We start from the raw sequence: 19,431 nt of genomic DNA on the forward strand, positions 1-19,431 counted from the left end.
GGGCGCGCACCGTTCCGGACGGGAGGCACGGTGCGGGACCGTCCCGCGCCTCCCGTCGGGGTGTCGGCCAGCTCCACCCCCGCGAGGTCGCGAGAACTGCCGCTCGCGCGCCCGGCGCGCGGCACTTCGTGCGACCTCGACGCCACGCGCGCGGCGTGTCGTGCGACCTCGGGGCGGGCGCGCGGGCGGGCGGGCGCCGCGCGTCAGCGGTAGTTGCCGTCCTCGAGGCCGGCCTCGATCTCGAACCGGTTCCGCAGCGGATCCTGCCCGGCCAACGCGTACACGATCGGCATGAGCATCCCGTACCGCCGCCACTGGTCGACGTGCACCCGCTCGTGCCGGAGCACCCGGTCGCCGTCGTTGTCCCGCGTGAGGTAGACCGACCCCACGCACGTGCCACCGCGGCGGAACACCCACCGCGGCAGCCCGGTGCACACGATCAGCCCGTCGACGACCCGCACCTTCCCGGTGGAGAGCGGGACGCCGACGGCGATGCCGACCGCGGTCGCGAACGCCCACCCCGCCCGGGACACGGGGGAGTCGAGCAGGGGGTTCCGCACCGCTACTCCGGGCGGCCGTAGGTCTCGAGCAGTCGCAGCCAGATCTCGTTCATCGTCGGGTAGGCGGGGACGGCGTGCCAGAGGCGGTCGACCGGGACCTCGCCCACGACGGCGATCGTCGCGGCGTGCAGCATCTCGGCGACGTCCTGGCCGACGAAGGTCACGCCGACGACGACCCCGCGGTCCTCGTCGACGACCATCTTCGCCCGCCCGGTGTAGCCGTCCGCCTGCAGCGAGGCGCCGGCGACGTTGCCGAGCTCGTACTCGACCGCCCGGACGTTCAGCCCCTGCTCGCGGGCCTTGGCCTCGGTCAGGCCGACGCTTGCGACCTCGGGATCGGTGAAGGTGACCTGCGGGACCGCAGCGTGGTCGGCGGTGGCGACGTGCGCACCCCACGGTTCGGTGTGCAGCGGCGTGCCCTGGTGCCGGGCGGCGATCGCTTCGCCCGCGGCACGCGCCTGGTACTTGCCCTGGTGGGTGAGGAGCACGCGGTGGTTGACGTCGCCGACGGCGTAGAGCCAGTCGGTGCCCTGTACGAGCATCGTGTCGTCGACCTGCAGCCAGTCGCCCGCGGTCAGCCCGACGGACTCGAGGCCGAGGTCCTTCGTGGTCGCGGCGCGTCCGGTCGCGGCGAGGACCTCGCTCGTGATGACCGTCGAGCCGTCGTCGAGCGTCGTCGTGACGAGGCCGTGCTCGTCGCGGTCGACGCGGGTGGGGTTCACGCCGGTGCGGACGTCGACGCCCAGTTCGCGGAGGGAGTCGGCGACGAGCTCTCCCGCGAACGGCTCCATGCCGCCGAGCAGGCCGTGCCGTGCGACGAGCGTGACCTTCGCCCCGAGGGACGCCCACGCGGTCGCGAGCTCCGAGCCGGAGACACCGCCGCCGATGACGAGCAGGCTCTCGGGCACGGTCTGCGCGCTGGTGGCCTCACGCGTGCCCCACGGCGTCGCGTCGGCCAGCCCCGGGACGTCGGGGAGGGTGTGCAGCGAGCCCGTGACGACCGCGATCGCCGCGGCTGCCGTGTACGTCGTGCCGTCGACCTCGATCGTCTTCTCGCCGGTGATCCGGGCGTGGCCGCGGATGAGGTCGATGTCGGCGGACTCGAGCCACGAGACCTGGCCGTCGTCCTTCCAGTCCGAGGTGAAGGAGTTCCGTCGGGCGAGCACGTGCGCCGCGTCGAGGTCGCCCGTGACCGCCTGCTTCGCACCGTCGAGTCGCTTCGCCGCTGCGAGCGCGTGCCCGCTGCGCAGCAGGGCCTTGGACGGCATGCACGCCCAGTAGGAGCACTCGCCGCCGACGAGCTCGGCCTCCACGATGGCGACCGACAGGCCGCGCTTCTTGGCGTAGTCCGCCACGTTCTCGCCGACTGCGCCGGCGCCGATCACGATGAGGTCGTAGTCCGTCATGTCGCCGAGCGTACGCGGATCGGCATGGGTCATGCCGGGCGCGGTGCGTACCCGTGGAGAACGGGTCCGCGGGGGAGCGCGGGGACCATCAGACGGTGCGGGACGCGCTCGTCAGTGCGCCGACCGCACGCAGGATGACGCCGAGGTCGTCGACCGCGCGGTCCGGGTCGACCGGCGCGAACCCGGTGAGGGCCGCCCCCGCCAGCCGTCGTCCGCGCGTGGCGGCCTGGATGCGTTCGACGAGTCCGGCGCCGTCCAACCCGAACGGGACGGGCTCGAGCAGCCCGTCGACCTCTGACGGGTCGAGGACGTCCAGGTCGACGTGCACGAACACCGCCTGGGCACCGGTGGCGTCCACCGCTGCCGCGATCGCGTCCGGGGTGGCGGCGTCGACGTCGAGGTGGACGATGCCGGCACGGTCGAGGGCACCTGCCTCGGCGTCCTCGACCCCACGCACGCCGGCGACGACGACGGACGACGCCGCCAGGGTCGGAAGGGCCGGGAACAGGTCGTCGGGGCGGTCCACGAGGATGCGGAGCACGGCGGTCTCGGCGGCGACGGGCTGGGCGCGGTTGAGAGCCCGGAAGCCGCTCGACCCCGCGATCCGCACGAAGGCGGTGTCCGGTCCGAGCCCGACCGTGGCACCGAGCACGCTCGCACCGTCACCGCCGACGACGAGGACCGGCTCGCTCGACACCGTGGTCTCCTCGGCGACGCGTTCGGCCACCGACAGCACCGAGGTGTACCGGGCGACGGCCGTCTCGAGACGATCGCCGGCGCCCGCCGGGACGTCGACCACGGTGGTCGACGCGCGCGGGAGGTCGGCCGCGATCGCCGCGGCTCCGTCCCCGAGGCGCATCGCACGGGACGACGCCGAACCCTGCCACTGACCGACCACGAGGAACTGCATCGTGCCAGTCTGTCAGGCGGGGTCCGGCGTCGTCCGAGGAGCGCGTCAGATGCTCGACGAACCGCCGGACTTCAGGGCGGCGAGCCGTGCCTCGACCTCGGCGTCCTTGCCCACGTCCTCGAGGCTCTCGAACTGCGAGTCGAGGCTCGACGACTGCAGCTCCTGCTGGCCGAGGACCTTCGCCTCTTCGCGGCGCACCTTCTCCTCGAAGCGGCCGAGGTCGCTCGTCGGGTCGAGCACGTCGATGTTGCCGAGCGCGTCGTTGACCTTGGACTGCGCCTCGGCCGTCTTCGACCGGGCGACGAGGTTGTCGCGCTTCGAGCGGAGCTCCTCGAGCTTCTGCTCCATGCCGGCGAGGCCCGACTTGAGCTTCTCCACCGCCTCGTTCTGCGAGGCGAGGTTCGGCTCGGCGTCCTTGACCTCCTGCTCGGCCGCGATCTGCTTGCCGATCGCGATCTTGGCGAGGTTGTCGAACTTGTCCGCCTCGGCCGTCTTGCCCTCGGTGCGGTACTTGTCTGCAGCGGAGGAGGCGTTGGCGGCCTTCTGGCCCCACTCCACCGCTGCCCGCTTGTCCTCTTCGTGGTCCTGCTCGAGCAGTCGGACGTTGCCGATCGTCTGCGCGATCGCCGTCTTGGCGTCCGCGATGTTGTTCGTGTAGTCCCGCACGAGCTGGTCGAGCATCTTCTGGGGATCCTCGGCGTCGTCGATGAGCTGGTTGATGTTCGCCCGGACGAGGGTCGAGATCCGCCCGAAGATCGTCTGCTTTGCCATTGCTGTTCCCTTTCGTGGAAGGACTGGTGTGGTGCTGTTGGTCTGTGGTGCCTGGTCTAGAAGCGGCCGCCGCCGGAGAAACCGCCCCCGCCGCCTCCGCCGCCCCCGCCGCCCCCGCCGAAGCCGCCGCCGCCCCCGAAGCCGCCGCCTCCGCCGAAGCCGCCACCCCCGAAGGAGCCGCCGCCGTAGCTGCCGCCGCGACCGCCGAGCAGGCCACCGAGCACGATGCCGGTGACGAGGCCGCCGAGCTGCGCGCCGTTGCCGCCACCGCCGCCGAAGCCGCCGCCACCGCCCCAGCCGCCCATGTCGTCGTTCGCGGCGTCCATCGCGGCCGCCGCGTACTGCTCGGCCGCACGCGCTGCCTGGAGCGCCTGCCCCGGGTCCGTCGTGGCGAGCTGGACGGCGTCGTCGAGTGCTCGTTGCGCCTCGGACAGCCGCGTCCGCGCCGTCGGTCCGACCCCGCCACGGTGCAGGGAGATGAACTCCCGCGCCTGGCTGATCCGGTTCCGGGCGTCGCGGAGCGCGTCGTCGAGCGCACGGGACGCCCGACGCTGCTGTTCCTCGGCGCCACGGGCCGCGGCGATGGCCTGGTCGATCTCGGTGTTCGCCTTGGTGAGGGCGTCGACCGCGGTGATCGGGTCCTTCGGGTCGAAGCCCTGCCGCAGCACGGTCTCGGCACGGGTGACCGCGGCGGCGAGTTCCGGCCCGCCGACGGTGAGGGTGCGCGCCGCGGCGACGTCGCCCTCGATGTCGACGCGCATCGCCTCGGCGCGTGCGGTGGCCTCGGCGAAGCTCGCCTCGGCAGCGCTCGCGCTCGACGTGAGCTGCTGCACCTGCGCGAGGGCGTGCTGGGCGTCGCGCACGGCGACGACCGCCTCGCCCTTGTCGCCCGCGGCGATCGCTGCGGTGGCCGCCTGGGACCGTTCGGTCGCGTAGGCGAGGACCTGCTCGGCCTGGTCGACGCTGTCCGACACGGTCGCGAGGGTCCGGCCGGTGTACGCCGAGCGGACCCGGTCCAACGAGGCGCTCGCCTGCTGGACCGATGCCGGGGCGGCGGCGACGGCCTGCGCGAGCGCGGCAGCGGCTTCCTCGACGCCGTCCTCGAGCGAGCGGAGCTTGTCGAACGACTCCGTCTGCTCCTCGATCGAGGCGTGCGCCTGCTCGCAGATGGCGATGATCTGGTTCGCCCAGTCGGCGCGCTGCTGCGGGGAGTCCGGGATCTCGTCGTCGAGCTGCTGCTGGAACGTGAAGGCCTTGCGCACGGCCTGCTGCGCCGCGGCGACCGCCTCGGCGAAGGGCTTCGCGGCGTCGGCCCCGAACTGCGCGGTGGCGAACCCGACCTCTTGCTCGGCGGTGCGCAGCTCGTCGTCGATCGTCACGAGGGCGCCACCGGCGGTCCGCTCGAGGTCGGCGAGGGACGCTTCCTGCGCCTTCGTCGCGGCGGCCGTCCGGCGCTTGTTCCGCGTCCGGATGACGAGCACCACGACGACGACCGCGACGACCACGACGGCGAGGAGGATCCACAGCCAGGTGAGGTCCGGCGGCGCCTGGGTGTCGGCGAGGCCGTTCGCGAAGGCCAGCGCGGCACCGGACCAGTCGCTCTGCTTGAGGGCCGGCAGCAGGTCGTCGTCCACAGCGGTCTTGACGTCGGACTTCGAGATGCTCGTCTCGTTCGTCTGCTGGACGTCGTAGTTCCGGTCGTCGACGGCGACCGACAGCAGGATGCCGTCGGAGTCGATCTGGTTCGCCGACATCGTCGCGGCGCCCCACTCGGTGTGGTCCGACGGGTTCGTGAACGTCGGGACGAAGACGACGTAGAGCTGGGTCTTCGTGTCCGTGTAGAGCTGTTGCACGGCGTTCTCGATCCGGGACTGCTGCGAGGAGCTGAGCACGTCGGCTTCGTCGAGGACGTACGCGCCACCGAGGTCGACCGGCGCGGTCGCTCGCGCCGTCGCCGCCGGCGCCAGCACGAGGAACACGGCCAGGAGTGCCGCAGCGATGCGTCCCACCAGCCCCGGCGTCCCCCTGTCGGTCCTCGTCCTGCCCGTGGCCGATCCGCCCTGGACCGCTCGCATCCGTCCTCCGTCCGTCGCCGTGGTCACGGTCCGAGTACCCCCGGAACCGCGCCCCGGAGCGCTGTTGCCCGGAGTCTATCCACGCCGCGCAGCGCTCGGACAGACTCCGGGCGAACCCTCGTGGAACCCCGGGCCTGTGCAGGTGTTGTACCCCGGACCGGGGTATGCTCGGGGAGCGTTCGACGACGAACGAGACAGGGGAACTGCAATGGAGCGAACAACCAGCACCGAGGTCGTCCCACTCGAGGACGGCTACCACCGTGTGTCGACGCCGGCGAGCGGTGTCATCGGCTTCGTGCGCGAGCACGACGGTCGCTACGAGGTCCTCCGCGGACGGGTGCGCCAGGCGACCCGGTCCGAAGGGCTCTACAGCACGATGAACGTCGCGCTCATCGCGCTCACCCACGCCTGAACCACCCGACGTAGGCTCGCCTGCGTGAGTCTCCCGCGCCTCCAGACCGTCGTGGTGACGATCCGGCGGTCCGGCGGCAGTCCCGACGCGGACCGGGAGGCGCTGATCACCGCCGTCGCGTCGGCGGCGGGTGTCGACGTCTCCGCCGTGCGCGCGGGGCGCGTCTGCCCGCACTGCGCCGCGACGGACCACGGCCGCCCCTGGGCCGAGGTCGACGGCTCCGCCGTCGGCGTGAGCCTCGCACGGACCACCGACCTCGTCGCACTGGCCGTCGGACCACCCGGGATCGGCGTCGACCTCGAGCGCGTGTCGCGGGTCGCGGCAGCCCCGCTCGACGCCTTCACGCCCGGTGAGCTCGCCCGGTCCGTGGACGACACTGCCCGGGCGGCCTGCTGGGCGGTGAAGGAAGCCGTCCTCAAACGTGACGGCCGAGGACTCCGGGTGGACCCGACCCGCGTCGACGTCGACCTGGGCCGGGGCACGGCGGTCCTCGACGGGGTGGTGCAGCCGGTCACGGTGCTGTTCCCCGCGGTCGACGTGGTGCTCGCGGTCGCGGCGGGAGGGGCTCCGGTCAGCGTGGGAGCGTGAGGACCTCGACGCCATCCTCGGTGATCGCCACCGTGTGCTCGGTGTGCGCGGTGCGTGCTCCCGTGGCGCTGCGGAGCGTCCAGCCGTCCGGGTCGGTGACGAGCACGTCGGTGTCCGCCATCACCCACGGCTCGAGCGCGAGGAGCAGCCCGGGGCGGAGGGTGTAGCCGCGTCCGGGGCGCCCGGTGTTCGACACGTGCGGGTCCTGGTGCATCGTCGAGCCGATGCCGTGGCCGCCGAACTCGACGTTGACGGGGTAGCCGGCGCCCTCGAGCACCGTGCCGATGGCGTGCGACAGGTCGCCCGTGCGGACCCCGGGGCCGGCGGTCTCGATCGCTGCGGCGAGAGCGCGCTCGGTGGCGTCGATGAGGGCCAGGTCGGCAGGGTCCGGTGTGCCGACCACGAAGCTGACGGCGGCGTCGGCGGCGATGCCGTCGAGCGAGACGGCCAGGTCGAGCGTCAGCAGGTCGCCGTCCTGCAGGGTCCGGTCGTGGGGGAGTCCGTGCAGGACGGCGTCGTTGACGGCGGTGCACACGTGGTGGCCGAACGGCCCGCGTCCGAACGACGGGGCGTAGTCGACGTAGCAGGACTCGGCGCCGGCGTCCTCGATCATCGCCTTCGTCCACCGGTCGATCTCGAGCAGGTTCGTGCCGACGCGGGTGCGGTCGCGCAGGGTCTGCAGGATCGTGCCGACGAGGGCTCCGGTGGCGCGGGCCCGGTCGACCTCGGCCGGGGTGAGGATCTCGATCATGGGATGATCATACCGGTACTGGAAGACCGGTATTAGTGTAGGCACATGGTCCGTCTCCCGCTCAGCCCCGCCGAGGTCGCCCGTGGTCGGCGGCTCGGAGCGCTGCTCCGTCGTGCCCGCGGGGAGCGCTCGATGCTCGACACGGCGCTGCGGGCCGGGATCTCGCCGGAGACGCTGCGGAAGATCGAGACCGGGCGCATCGCGACGCCGGCGTTCTCGACGATCGCGTCCGTCGCCGGGGTCGTCGGGCTGTCCCTCGACGCGGTGTGGGCCGAGGTGAACGGTACCCCGGAGACGCCCGACGTCGGCGGCGCTCCGGACCTGGTCGAGACCGCGAGCTGACGCGCGCGACGCCGCCGACGGTTCCCTAGAGCGCGGGGACGGTGGGCTCGTCGAGCCAGGGAGTCGTCACGGCCCGGACGGCGTCGACGTCGGTCCCGGCTGCGTCGGCGAACGCGGCGTGCACGTCCTCCGGTGCGACCGACCCGTACCGGTGTCGCTCGGTGATCGTCCGGAGCCCGGCGAAGAACGCGTCGTCGCCGACCGACCGGCGGACGGCGTGCAGGGCCAGAGCGCCGCGCTTGTAGACCCGGTCGTCGAACATGTCCTTCGGACCCGGGTCGGCCACGACGAGGTCCTCGGGCTGCTCCAGGAGCCCGTTGCGGTACGTCGCCGCGAGGGTGTCCGCCGAGTCGCCGCCGCGGTGCTCCGACCAGAGCCACTCGGCGTAGCAGGCGAAGCCCTCGTGCAACCAGATGTCCTTCCACCTGGTGACCGTCACGGAGTTGCCGAACCACTGGTGCGCGAGCTCGTGTGCGATGAGCCGGTCGGTGCCGTGCTCGCCGTCGACGTGGTTCCGCCCGAAGACCGCCAGGCCGTGTGCCTCGAGCGGGATCTCGAGCTCGTCGTCGGTCACCACGACGCCGTACGACGCGAACGGGTACGGCCCGAACCGGTCCGCGTACAGGTCGAGCATGTCCGGCACCCGTCCGAAGTCCGTCTTCGCGGCCGTACCGAGGTCGGCGGGGTGGTGCAGCGTGACGGGGGTGTCCGAGCCGCGGAGCCTCGTCGTGCGGTAGCGCCCGATCTGCACCGTCGCGAGGTAGGTCGCCATCGGCTCGGTCGTGGCGTACGTCCACGTCGTGCCGGCGCGGGCGCGCTCCTTGCCGAGCAGCTCGCCGTTCGCGACGACGTCGTAGGCGGCCTCGGCGGTGATCTCGAACCGGTAGGTGGCCTTGTCGTCCGGTCGGTCGTTGCACGGGAACCACGACGGGGCGCCGGTGGGCTGCGCGGCGACGATGACGCCGTCGGTGAGCTCTTCCCAGCCGATCTGGCCCCACGGGCTGCGGAGCGGGTGCGGTGTGCCGCGGTACCGCACGTGGACGGTGAAGTCCGTGCCGGCGGCGACCGGCTCGGCCGGGGTCACGGTGAGCTTGTGCGTCGCGGCCGTGTGCTTCTTCGCCCGCTTGCCGTCGACGTCCACCCGGTCGACCGTCATGCCGTGCAGGTCGAGGACGACACGGTCGAGGTCCTCGTGCGCCCGGCCGGTGATCGTCGCGCTGCCCTCGAGGCGGTTCGTCGCGACGCGGTACTCCAGACGGAGCTCGTAGTGGTGGGCGCTCCAGCGTCGGTCGCCGCTGTGCGGGGTGTACGGGTCGGCGTCTGGGTTCGTCGAGGCGGGCTTCACGGTGCCGTCGAGTCTGCCACGGCGACGTGCTCGACGGACGACCGCGCCGGCACCGGCGGCGCCGATGTCCACGGAGCGATCGGGTTGCCGGACCAGTGCGTCCCGCCGGGCACCTGCTCGCCGCGCATCACGAGGGACGCCGGCCCGACGGTGGCGCCCGGTCCGATGCCCGCCGCCGGCAGCACCACGCTGTGCGGCCCGAGCGTCGCACCCGGGTCGAGGCGGACCTCGTCGAGCTGCATCACCCGGTCGTGGAACAGGTGCGTCTGCACGACCGTGCCGCGGGCCACGGCGGCTCCGGACCCGATCGTCACGAGGTCGGCCTCCGGGAGCCAGTACGTCTCGAGCCAGGTGCCGCGGCCGATCGTCGCCCCGAGACTGCGGAGCCACGCCGCGAGGGCCGGCGTCCCCGTCGCCTGCTCGGCGAACCACGGCCGCGCCACGGTCTCGACGAACGTGTCCTGCACCTCGTTCCGCCACACGAACGACGACCAGAGCGGGTGCTCGCGGGCGGCGATCCGGCCGACGAAGGACCACTTCGCGATCGTCGACACCACGGCCGCGACGGCACCGGCGACGATGAGCACCGGCCCGGCGAGCAGCACCGTCCACCCGATGCCGACTGCCGTCCAGAGCGCGAGCAGCGTGCCGACGACCCCGAGCGCGATCCCCGCGGACACCATCGGGGCGACCAGGCGCAGGAGTTCCCAGCAGCCTCGAGCGACCTTGAGGGACCGCGGCGGCCGGAACGTGCGCTCCTCGTCGAACTCCGCCGTGGCGCGACGGAGCCGCACCGGGGGAGAGCCGAGCCACGACGATCCGCGCTTCGCCTTCTTCGGGACGGCGGACAGCACCGCGACCAGGGCCTCGCGCGGCACCGAACGTCCGGCGCCGGTCATCCCGCTGTTGCCGAGGAACGCCCGCCGCCCCACCTTCGACCGACCGATCCGCACCCGACCGCCGCCGAGCTCGTACGTCGCCACCATCGTGTCGTCGGCGAGGAACGCCCCCGAGGCGATCTGCGTGAGCGCCGGGATGAGCAGGACCGTCGAGATCTCGGTGTTCCGTCCCACCCGCGCCCCGAGCAGTCGGAGCCAGAGCGGGGTCACGAGCGACGCGTACACCGGGAACAGCAGCGTCCGTGCGCCGTCGAGGATCCGCTCGGTCGTCCACACCTGCCAGCCGATCCGGGAGCGCACCGGGTGCCGACCCTCGTGCAGACCGATCCCGAGCAACCGCACCGCTGCCACGACGAGTGCCGCGTACACGAGCCCCGCGACGACCGTCCCCACCGGTACCCACGCCAGCGCGAGCAGCACGGCCCGCTGGAGGGACGCGACCGGTCCGACGAGGAGCCACACCAGCGCCACACCCGCGGCGACACCGATCACCGGCAACCCGGCCACGGCCAGGGACCCGGCCCCGTACGCCAACAGCCACCGGCGTCGGGACGGGGGCCGCGCCTCCCGGTCGTGCCGAGCCGACCCGACGCGTTCCGCCGGCGACCCCGCCCACCGCTCCCCGTCGGGGACCCGGTCGGCGACCGCGGAACCGGCCTCCACCTCGGCACCGACGCCCACGTGCGCACCCGGCAGCAGCGTCGTCCGGCTGTGCACCACGGCGTCCGCGTCGATCCGGACCCGGCCGAGCCGGAACACGTCGCCGTCCACCCAGTGTCCGGCGAGGTCGACCTCGGGCTCGATCGACGCCCGCTTGCCGACCGTCAGCATCCCGGTCACCGGCGGCAGCGCGTGCAGGTCCACGTCCTTGCCGATCGTCGCGCCCAGGGCCCTGGCGTAGTAGCTGATCCACGGCGCACCGGCCGTCGAGGGGCCGTCCACCGCCTCGGCGATCCGCTCCGCGAGCCAGACCCGCACGTGCACCGACCCGCCACGGGGGTGGTCACCCGGACGCACCCCGACGAGCAGGGCCCGGACGAGGACGACCGTCACGGCCATCTTCCCCGCCGGGGTGACGAACAGGACGAGCGCCACGACGAGCGCCGGCCAGGGCAGCACCGGGACGGACGGCAGCGTCGTCGCGTGCAGCACCGCCGCCACGAGCGCCGTCCACGTCAGCACCCGCAGACCACGGAGCACCTGCAGCGGCAGCCCGAGCACCGTCATCACCACACCCGTCGCCGGCGGGACCGGCCGGACGTCGCGTGGCAACGACGTCACCGGGCCGGAGTCGTCGAGCGCGTCCGCCAGCGCCCCGATCCGCGGGTGGTCGTACACGTCGGCCACCGTCGTCGTCGGGAAGCGATCACGGATCGCCGACACGAGCTGCGCCGCCGTCAGCGACCCGCCGCCGTGCGCGAAGAAGTCGTCGTCGACGCTCGCCACCGGCACCCCGAGGATCGCGGACCACCGCTCGGCGATCCACGCCACCGTGTCCGGGAGCATCGCCGTGTCCGACGACCCCGGCAACGGCCACGGGAGCGCGGCACGGTCGACCTTGCCCGAGGTCCGCGTCGGCAGCGAGTCCACCACCGCGAGCAGCGGCACGAGCGCCGCCGGGAGCTCCTCGCGCAGCCGAGCGTTCGCCGCCGCCACGTCCACCGTCGCACCCGCGACCGGCGCGACGTACCCGACCAGCACCTGGTTGCCCGCCGGCGTCCGCTGCACCACGGCAGCACCCCCGGCCACGTCCGGCAGCCCCTGCAGCGCCGCGTCGATCTCCCCGAGCTCGATGCGACGACCGCCGAGCTTCACCTGGTCGTCCGCACGACCCTGGAACACGAGTCCCTCGGGGTCGTACCGCACCAGGTCACCGCTCCTGTACGCCCGCTCCCACCCGAGCTCCGGGAACGGCGCGTACTTCTCGGCGTCCTTCGCCGGGTCCAGGTACCGCCCGAGCCCGACGCCGCCGATGACGAGCTCCCCGACGCCCCCGGGCTCCACCCGGGCACCCGCCGCGTCCACGACCGCGAGGTCCCAGCCGTCCAACGGCAACCCGATCCGGATCGGCGTGCTCCCGTCGAGCAGGGCACCGCACGCCACCACCGTCGCCTCGGTCGGACCGTACGTGTTCCACACCTCACGCTCGCGGCTCGCGATCCGCGCAGCGAGCTCCGGCGGGCAGGCCTCACCACCGAAGATGACCAACCGCACCTGCTCCAGCGCGTCGTCCGGCCACAGCGCCGCGAGCGTCGGCACCGTCGACACCACCGTGATCCCGTGCGCGATGAGCCACGGCCCCAGGTCCACACCCGTGCGCACGAGCGACCGCGGCGCCGGCACCAGACACGCACCGTGGCCCCACGCCAACCACATCTCCTCGCACGACGCGTCGAACGCCACGCTCAGACCCGCCAGCACCCGGTCGCCCGGACCGATCGGCGCGGCCTGCAGGAACATCCGCGCCTCGGCGTCCACGAACGCCGCAGCGGACCGGTGCGTCACGGCGACGCCCTTGGGCACACCGGTCGACCCGGACGTGAAGATGATCCACGCGTCGTCGTCCTGCCGGGGGAGCTCGGCGCTCGCCGCGGGGTCGGTCACCGGGAGTTCCGCGCCGTCGCGGTCACGCAGGACGCCGCCCACTCCGATCACGCCGACGACGCCGGCCTCGCCGAACACGAGCGTGGCGCGTTCCTCGGGGTCATCGGCGTCCACCGGGACGTACGCCGCACCGGCCGCGAGGACCGCGAGGATCGACACGTACAGGGCGCGCCCGCCGGACGGGATCCGGACGCCCACCCGGTCGCCCCGTCGGACCCCGCGTCGCGCGAGGTCGTCGGCCTGCTCGCGCACCAGTCGCACGAGCGTCGCGTAGTCGATCGTGCCGGCCGGGTCCTCGAGCGCGGTGGCGTCGGGGTGCTCGGCGGCGGTCGCGGTGAGGACGTCGAGCAGGGTCCGTGGTGCCGGGGCATCGGCGCCCCGGGCGAGTTCGTGCTGCGGGTTCCCGGTGGCTGCGGTCATCGAGTCCTCTTCCCGGTCGCGTGCGGGGTCGACCGGCCCGTGATCCTAGGGGGTGGACGTGTCGCGTTCGGAAACACCGGTGGCATCCGCCCGGGGACCGAGCGCGGACCGCGCCGCGTCGAGCGTCGCAGCGAGCCCGATCGAGTCGTCGAGCGAGTGCAGCGGCGACTCCGTGCGCCCCTCGGCGACGTACTGCGCGAGCGCCGCGGTCTGCCAGACGAGGCCCTGTCTGCCACGGAGGCCGCTCTCGTCCTCCCAGTGCGCCGCCTCCGCGCCGTGGTGCAGCGCGAAGGACGCGGGGAACACGAAGTGGTCGGTGTACCGCACGGTGGCCGCGCTCCCCGCGATGACCGCGAGTCCGGGCGTCCACGCCGTCATCGTCGTGGTCACCACGGCCTGCGCGCCGCCGGCCGACGTCGACACGGTGACGGACTGGAGGTCCACCCCGCGTCCGGAGACCGCTCCCGTCGTGCTGCTGGTCACCGGGGCGCCGGTGGCGAACCGTGCGAACCAGTGCCCGTAGACACCGGCATCGAGGAGGGCGCCGCCGCCGGCGGCGGGGTCGAACATGCGGTCGGCGGGGTCGGGGTCGTGCGGCCAGCCGACGTCGACGGACGCGAGCCGGACGTCGCCGAGGGCGCCGTCCGCGAGGAGTCGTGCGACGACGGTGGTCCCCGGGAGGTACCGGGTCCACATCGCCTCCATCGTGAACACCCCGGCACGTCGGGCGGCCTCGGCGAGGGTGCGGGTGTCCGCCTCGGACGTGGTCATCGGCTTCTCGACGAGGACGTGCTTGCCCGCGGCGATCGCGAGGAGCGCGTGGCCGAGGTGCTGCGGGTGCGGTGAGGCGACGTAGACGACGTCGACGGCGGGGTCCGCGACGAGGGCCTCGTACGAGCCGTGCACGCCGGGGATCCCGTGTCGCCGGGCGAAGGCGGCGGCGCGTTCGGGGGAGCGGGAGCCGACGGCGACGACGCGCTGGTCGGAGTTCGCGTGGAGCGTCGACGTGAAGTCGCCCGCGATCTCGCCGGGCCCGATCACGCCCCACCCGAGCCTCGGCCCGCCTCGCAGCGGCGCAACACCAGGTTCCGGGAACACGAGGCTCATGCCCCCGACGCTACCGCGTTGTGCACCCCTGATGGCCCCTGCCCTGACCGCCCCCGGAGGGAAGGTCGGCGAAGCCGACATCGCGGGCAGCCGCCTGAGCGAAGCGAAGTCGCCTGCTTCCGCGGGGATGTCACTGTGCCCCCAGGAGGATTCGAACCTCCGCCCCTGCCTCCGGAGGGCAGTGCTCTATCCCCTGAGCTATGGGGGCCCTGGGTGGAACCAACCGTAGCAGGTCCGCACGGCTGTCCGAGACCACGCGTGTCGACCCCGGTCCTTCCCAGAACGTGCGCGATGGGAAGCGGGATCGGGCGTACTCGGTCGAAAGAATCGACCAGGTATGCCCGTTCCCGCCAGGGTACGCGGGTGACTAGCTGACGGACAGGAGGCGCGGGGCAGGGCCGCACTGCGCCTCCCGTCCGTCTGGTGGGTACGGCGGGCGCGGGGCGCGCTCGGTGCCGGTCTTTCCCAGAACGCGCGCGATGGCAAGCGAGATCGACCCGTGTCGGGTCAGCCGGCCGGCGTCGCGGACGCGCTCGGCTGCACGACGCTCCGCACCGCGTCGACGACCGGCTGCGCGCCGCCGGGCTCGGTGAAGAGGGTGGAGGTCGCGGTGATCCAGTACGGGTCGGCGAAGGCGTCCGCGCGCCCGACGCCGTCGGTGAGCGAGAAGTACCCCTCGACCCGGTAGGTCGGCACGGATCCGCCCCGTTCGTAGAGCGCGTCCTTGAGGTTCGTGAGCGACTTCTCAGGCAGGTCGGCGACGGCGACCGTGATCGTCGTCGAGGCGTCGTCGGTCGCGCTCCAGTGGCACACGCGGCCGCGCTGCTCGGCGATGCGCGCCGCCGGGGTCCCCTTCTCCGGCGTGAAGTCGTCGTCGAGGGTGAACGTCTTCCCGTAGACGGACAGGGCGTCGGCGGGCAGGAGCTCGGCGCACGTCTGTGCGACCCGTTTCCCGATCGGACCCGCCGTGGCGCTCGGCGTGGCGCCGTCCGAGCCGCCGCCGGAGCACGCCACCAGGGCGACGGACGCGGACACGGTGAGGAGGGCGACGCTGATCGCCCGGACGCGGCTGCGGGTGGTCATCCCGACATGATGGTGCATCGACCGGGGAGGACCTGTGCGTCCCGGTAGACTCGACCCTCGTGACTCCTGCCGAACTCTCCGCCGCGTACCTGTCGATCCTGACCGGGATCGTCGAGCGACGAGGCGCGTCCGATACCGTGACCATCGAGGAGTCCCACGCGGCACTCGAACGTCCGAAGAACCGCGCGCACGGCGACTGGGCCTCGAACGCGGCGATGCAGCTCGCGAAGCGGCTCGGCACGAACCCGCGCGAGCTCGCGACGGAGATCGCCGGCGAGCTGACCGAGCTCGACGGCGTGGACTCGGTCGACGTCGCCGGCCCCGGCTTCATCAACATCACGCTCGAGGCCGCCGCTGCCGGCGAGATCGCGCGCACGATCGTCGAGGGCGGCGAGTCCTTCGGGCACGGCGACCTGTACGACGGCGTGCGGATCAACCTCGAGTTCGTGTCCGCGAACCCGACCGGGCCGATCCACATGGGCGGCGTGCGCTGGGCCGCGGTGGGTGACAGCCTCGCGCGGGTGTTCCAGGCGCAGGGCGGCCTCGTCACCCGCGAGTACTACTTCAACGACCACGGCGCGCAGATCGACCGCTTCGCCCGCTCCCTCGTGGCGTCGGCGCTCGGTGAGCCCACGCCAGAGGACGGCTACGGCGGCGCGTACATCGCCGAGATCGCGGCGCGTGTGATCGCGACGCTCGACCCGTCGGTCGACGTCAAGGACCTGCCGCGCGACGAGGCGCAGGAGCTCTTCCGGCGCGAGGGCGTCGACTTCATGTTCGCCGACATCAAGTCGTCGCTGCACGACTTCGGCGTCGACTTCGACGTGTACTTCCACGAGAACGCCCTGCACGAGTCGAAGGCCGTCGAGCGCGCCATCGAGCGACTCCGCTCGGCGGGCGTGATGTACGAGGCCGAGGGTGCCGAGTGGCTCCGGACCACCGACTTCGGCGACGACCGCGACCGCGTCGTCATCAAGTCGGACGGCGAGCCCGCCTACATCGCCGGCGACCTGGCGTACTACCTCGACAAGCGCGAGCGCGGCTTCGAGCGGAACCTCATCATGCTCGGCGCGGACCACCACGGCTACGTCGGCCGGATGATGGCGATGTGCGCCGCGTTCGGGGACGAGCCGGGCAAGAACCTCGAGATCCTCATCGGGCAGATGGTCAACCTGCTCAAGGACGGCGAGCCGATGCGCATGTCGAAGCGCAACGGAACGATCGTCACGATGGAGGACCTCGTCGACGCCGTGGGCGTGGACGCCGGCCGGTACTCGCTCGTCCGGTTCGCCAGTGACACCGCGATCGACATCGACCTCGACCTGCTCACGAAGCGCACGAACGACAACCCCGTCTTCTACGTGCAGTACGCCCACGCCCGCACGCAGTCCGTGGCCCGCAACGCCGCGAACGCCGGGGTGGACCGGTCGGCCTTCGACGCCTCGCTCCTGACGCACGACACCGAGGGGGCCCTGCTCGGCGCCCTGGCGGAGTACCCGCGCGTGGTGCGCCAGGCTGCCGAGCTGCGCGAGCCGCACCGTGTGGCGCGGTACATCGAGCAGCTCGCCGGGCTCTACCACCGCTGGTACGACGCCTGCCGGGTCACGCCCCTCGGCGACGAGGCCGTGACGGACCTGCACCGCACGCGCCTCTGGCTGAACGACGCCACCGGCCAGGTCGTCCGCAACGGGCTGGGCCTGCTCGGCGTGACGGCGCCGGAGCGCATGTAGCGGTCATCGTGCGGCCGGCGCGGAGCGCTGCGCACAACCAAAGTCGCCCCGAACTGCGGAATGCCGTGGTTCGGGGCGACTTCCGTTGTGCGGCGGGCGCTGGGCGCACGCGGCCGGCGCGACCGCGACCGCGCGCCCGTCCGGCCGACGCGCCGGGCGCACGCCGCGCCTCCAGGCTCGCTGCCGGGGCCACCTGGCAAGGTGGGACGCATGTCCGCCGCCACCGTGACCCCCCGGAAGCGCCGTCGCTGGCCCGTCGTGCTGATCGTCGTCGTGGTCGTCCTCGCCGCGCTCGTCGTGATCGCCGAGTTCGTCCTCCGCGGGGTCGTCGACCGCATCATCGCCCAGCAGGTCGAGCAGTCGCTGCCGTCCGGCGCCACCGGTGAGGTCGAGGCGCACGCGAAGGGCATCGTCATCCCGCAGCTGATCAGCGGGCAGCTCGACGAGGTCGAGATCTCCTCCGAGAAGCTCACGATCGACGGCATCCCGCTCGCCGCCGACGTCACCGCGCGTGACGTGCCCGTCGACGGCAAGGGCGACGTGCGCGACGTCGACGGCCACGTCCGGCTCGCGGCCTCGTCCGTGAAGGACCTGTCGAAGTACAGCCCGCTGTTCGACCGGCTCAGCCTGGCCGACGGTGGCGTGGAGCTCTCCGGCAAGACCGCGGTCCTCGGCTACGACATCACCTACGCGGCGAAGGGCGACGTCGCCGCGCAGGACGACGGTAAGGGCATCACGATCACGCCGAAGACGGTGCGGATCACGAACTCGTCGCTCGGCCTCAAGGTGGACTCGATCCCGGGCGTCACGAACGTCCCCGTCGAGGTCTGCACGGCGCAGTTCCTGCCGTCGGGGCTCCTGGTGCGGTCGCTCGACGTCACCGCCTCCGAGGCGACGGTGCGCGTCACGGCCGACTCGCTGCCGCTCAACGAGGCGGGGCTGCAGACGGTCGGTTCGTGCGGTTGAGCACGTGGCTGCGTCACACGGCCAGGAGGCGCGGCTCGGCTCGGTAGGATCGGGTCCCGTGAGCGAGAACCCCCTTGCCCCGCAGCACCTGCGGTTCCCGACGGACGCCTCCGCGCTGACCGCGCGGATCTGGCCCGCCTCCGCGACCCGGACCGACGACGGCGAGCTCGTCGTCGGCGGGATCGCCGCGTCCGACCTGGTCGCGCAGTTCGGCACGCCGCTGTACGTGGTCGACGAACGCGACGTGCAGTCCCGGGCGGTGCGGGTGCGGAACGCCTTCACCGAGGCGTTCGAGCGGATCGGCACCCGGGCGCACGTCTACTACGCCGGCAAAGCGTTCCTGACGACGCAGGTCGCGGCGTGGATGGTCGAGGCCGACCTCCGCGTCGACGTGTGCACCGGCGGCGAGCTCGCGGTGGCCCTGGCCGGGGGAGTCGACCCGGCGCTGCTCGGCTTCCACGGCAACGACAAGTCGGACGCCGAGATCGCCCGCGCGGTCGAGGTCGGCGTCGGCACCATCGTCCTCGACAGCCACGAGGAAGTGCAGCGCGTCGCCCGTGCCGCGGCCGATGCCGGGGTCGTGCAGCGCGTGCGCATCCGGATCAACAGCGGGGTGCACGCGTCGACGCACGAGTACCTCGCCACCGCGCGCGAGGACCAGAAGTTCGGCATCCCCCTGACCGAGGCCGTCACCGCTGCCGAGGCCGTCCGCGCCGAGCCCTCGCTCGCCTTCGTCGGCCTGCACTCGCACATCGGCTCGCAGATCTTCGACGAGTCCGGCTTCCGCGAGGCCGCGCGTCGCCTGATGGACGTGCACGCCACGCTCGTGGCGACCGGTCCGGTGCCGGAGCTCAACCTCGGCGGCGGCTGGGGCATCGACTACACCGAGGCCGACTCGGCGTTCGAGCCGGAGGACGTCGCCGACGCGCTCGCGACCATCGTGGCCGAGGCCTGCGCCGAGCGGGACATCCCGGTCCCCGAGATGGCGGTCGAGCCCGGCCGGTACATCGTCGGGCCCGCGGGCATCACGCTCTACCGCGTCGGCACCATCAAGCCCGTGACGCTCTCGGACGACGAGCAGGAGCCCGCCACCCGGACGTACGTGTCGGTCGACGGCGGCATGAGCGACAACGCCCGACCCGCGCTCTACGGCGCCGACTACACGGCCCGGCTCGCCCGGACGTCCGACGCCCCCGCGGTCCTCACCCGCGTGGTCGGGAAGCACTGCGAGTCCGGCGACATCGTGGTGAACGACGAGTACCTGCCCGGTGACGTGCACCGCGGGGACCTCCTCGCCGTGGCCGCCACCGGTGCGTACTGCTGGAGCCTGGCGAGCAACTACAACCACGTCGGACGCCCGCCGGTCGTGGCGGTCGCCGACGGCGTACCCCGTATCCTCGTGCGTGGCGAGTCGATCGACGACCTCCTCGCCCGCGACACCGGGGTGGTCCCGGGGGCCTGA

Annotated in this window: 16 protein-coding genes and 1 tRNA gene; 6 read left to right on the plus strand and 11 right to left on the minus strand. The window is 73.0% G+C overall.

Going from position 1 to position 19,431, the window contains the following annotated elements; all coding sequences use genetic code 11:
• Positions 1 to 203: 203 nt before the first annotated feature.
• The 5 genes from BIV03_RS14775 to BIV03_RS20260 all read right to left on the minus strand — a co-directional run bounded on the left by BIV03_RS14775 (position 204) and on the right by BIV03_RS20260 (position 5,656).
• Positions 204 to 560, minus strand: coding sequence for a Fe-S oxidoreductase (locus BIV03_RS14775; RefSeq protein WP_175475885.1), 357 nt, complete (start codon positions 558 to 560; stop codon positions 204 to 206).
• A 2-nt stretch (positions 561 to 562) separates the two neighbouring features.
• Positions 563 to 1,966 carry an NAD(P)/FAD-dependent oxidoreductase gene (locus tag BIV03_RS14780; protein WP_071296229.1) on the minus strand — a complete coding sequence of 468 codons (1,404 nt, stop codon included), beginning with the start codon at positions 1,964 to 1,966 and terminating at the stop codon, positions 563 to 565.
• Between the two features lie 88 nt (positions 1,967 to 2,054).
• Positions 2,055 to 2,876, minus strand: a complete 822-nt coding sequence (locus BIV03_RS14785) for an arginase family protein (RefSeq protein ID WP_071296230.1) — start codon at positions 2,874 to 2,876, stop codon at positions 2,055 to 2,057.
• Positions 2,877 to 2,921: 45 nt separating this feature from the next.
• Positions 2,922 to 3,647, minus strand: a complete 726-nt coding sequence (locus tag BIV03_RS14790) for a PspA/IM30 family protein (protein ID WP_070416310.1) — start codon at positions 3,645 to 3,647, stop codon at positions 2,922 to 2,924.
• A 56-nt stretch (positions 3,648 to 3,703) separates the two neighbouring features.
• Complete coding sequence (locus tag BIV03_RS20260) at positions 3,704 to 5,656, minus strand: YgcG family protein (RefSeq protein ID WP_175475887.1); 1,953 nt, start codon at positions 5,654 to 5,656, stop codon at positions 3,704 to 3,706.
• A 274-nt stretch (positions 5,657 to 5,930) separates the two neighbouring features.
• Between BIV03_RS20260 and BIV03_RS14800 the strand changes: the two genes are divergently transcribed.
• On the plus strand, positions 5,931 to 6,134 hold the full coding sequence (locus tag BIV03_RS14800) for a hypothetical protein (protein ID WP_022905704.1): 204 nt from the start codon (positions 5,931 to 5,933) through the stop codon (positions 6,132 to 6,134).
• Between the two features lie 24 nt (positions 6,135 to 6,158).
• Complete coding sequence (locus BIV03_RS14805; protein ID WP_071296231.1) at positions 6,159 to 6,722, plus strand: 4'-phosphopantetheinyl transferase superfamily protein; 564 nt, start codon at positions 6,159 to 6,161, stop codon at positions 6,720 to 6,722.
• Here the strand turns inward: BIV03_RS14805 and map are convergent.
• The gene (gene map / locus BIV03_RS14810; RefSeq protein ID WP_071296232.1) at positions 6,706 to 7,473 is read right to left on the minus strand and encodes a type I methionyl aminopeptidase; all 768 of its coding nucleotides are present in this window, start codon (positions 7,471 to 7,473) and stop codon (positions 6,706 to 6,708) included. The genes BIV03_RS14805 and map overlap by 17 nt on opposite strands.
• 45 nt (positions 7,474 to 7,518) lie before the next feature.
• On the opposite strand from map, the gene BIV03_RS14815 reads away from it, so the two are divergent.
• Positions 7,519 to 7,815 (plus strand): helix-turn-helix domain-containing protein, encoded by a 297-nt coding sequence (locus BIV03_RS14815; protein WP_071296233.1) that lies wholly within the window; start codon positions 7,519 to 7,521, stop codon positions 7,813 to 7,815.
• 25 nt (positions 7,816 to 7,840) lie between these two features.
• Here BIV03_RS14815 and BIV03_RS14820 read toward each other — a convergent pair whose 3' ends face one another.
• From BIV03_RS14820 to BIV03_RS14840, 5 genes are all read right to left on the minus strand, one after another.
• Positions 7,841 to 9,232 carry a M1 family metallopeptidase gene (locus BIV03_RS14820; protein ID WP_254790916.1) on the minus strand — a complete coding sequence of 464 codons (1,392 nt, stop codon included), beginning with the start codon at positions 9,230 to 9,232 and terminating at the stop codon, positions 7,841 to 7,843.
• Entirely contained in the window at positions 9,157 to 13,083 is a 3,927-nt protein-coding gene (locus BIV03_RS14825; protein WP_071296234.1) for a Pls/PosA family non-ribosomal peptide synthetase, read from the minus strand. Before BIV03_RS14825 ends, BIV03_RS14820 begins: the two co-directional genes overlap by 76 nt.
• Before the next feature lie 45 nt (positions 13,084 to 13,128).
• Positions 13,129 to 14,190 carry a Gfo/Idh/MocA family protein gene (locus BIV03_RS14830; RefSeq protein ID WP_071296235.1) on the minus strand — a complete coding sequence of 354 codons (1,062 nt, stop codon included), beginning with the start codon at positions 14,188 to 14,190 and terminating at the stop codon, positions 13,129 to 13,131.
• A 136-nt stretch (positions 14,191 to 14,326) separates the two neighbouring features.
• A tRNA-Arg gene (locus BIV03_RS14835) sits at positions 14,327 to 14,398 on the minus strand.
• Positions 14,399 to 14,697: 299 nt separating this feature from the next.
• Positions 14,698 to 15,273: a hypothetical protein gene (locus BIV03_RS14840; RefSeq protein WP_071296236.1), complete on the minus strand. Its 576-nt coding sequence runs from the start codon at positions 15,271 to 15,273 to the stop codon at positions 14,698 to 14,700.
• Positions 15,274 to 15,332: 59 nt separating this feature from the next.
• Between BIV03_RS14840 and argS the strand changes: the two genes are divergently transcribed.
• From argS to lysA, 3 genes are all read left to right on the plus strand, one after another.
• Positions 15,333 to 17,003 carry an arginine--tRNA ligase gene (gene argS / locus BIV03_RS14845; protein WP_070416303.1) on the plus strand — a complete coding sequence of 557 codons (1,671 nt, stop codon included), beginning with the start codon at positions 15,333 to 15,335 and terminating at the stop codon, positions 17,001 to 17,003.
• Positions 17,004 to 17,213: 210 nt separating this feature from the next.
• On the plus strand, positions 17,214 to 17,969 hold the full coding sequence (locus tag BIV03_RS14850) for an LmeA family phospholipid-binding protein (protein WP_071296237.1): 756 nt from the start codon (positions 17,214 to 17,216) through the stop codon (positions 17,967 to 17,969).
• A gap of 58 nt (positions 17,970 to 18,027) precedes the next feature.
• Positions 18,028 to 19,431 carry a diaminopimelate decarboxylase gene (gene lysA / locus BIV03_RS14855; protein ID WP_071296238.1) on the plus strand — a complete coding sequence of 468 codons (1,404 nt, stop codon included), beginning with the start codon at positions 18,028 to 18,030 and terminating at the stop codon, positions 19,429 to 19,431.

Source organism: Curtobacterium sp. MCBA15_016 (genome assembly GCF_001865105.1).
GTDB lineage: Bacteria > Actinomycetota > Actinomycetes > Actinomycetales > Microbacteriaceae > Curtobacterium.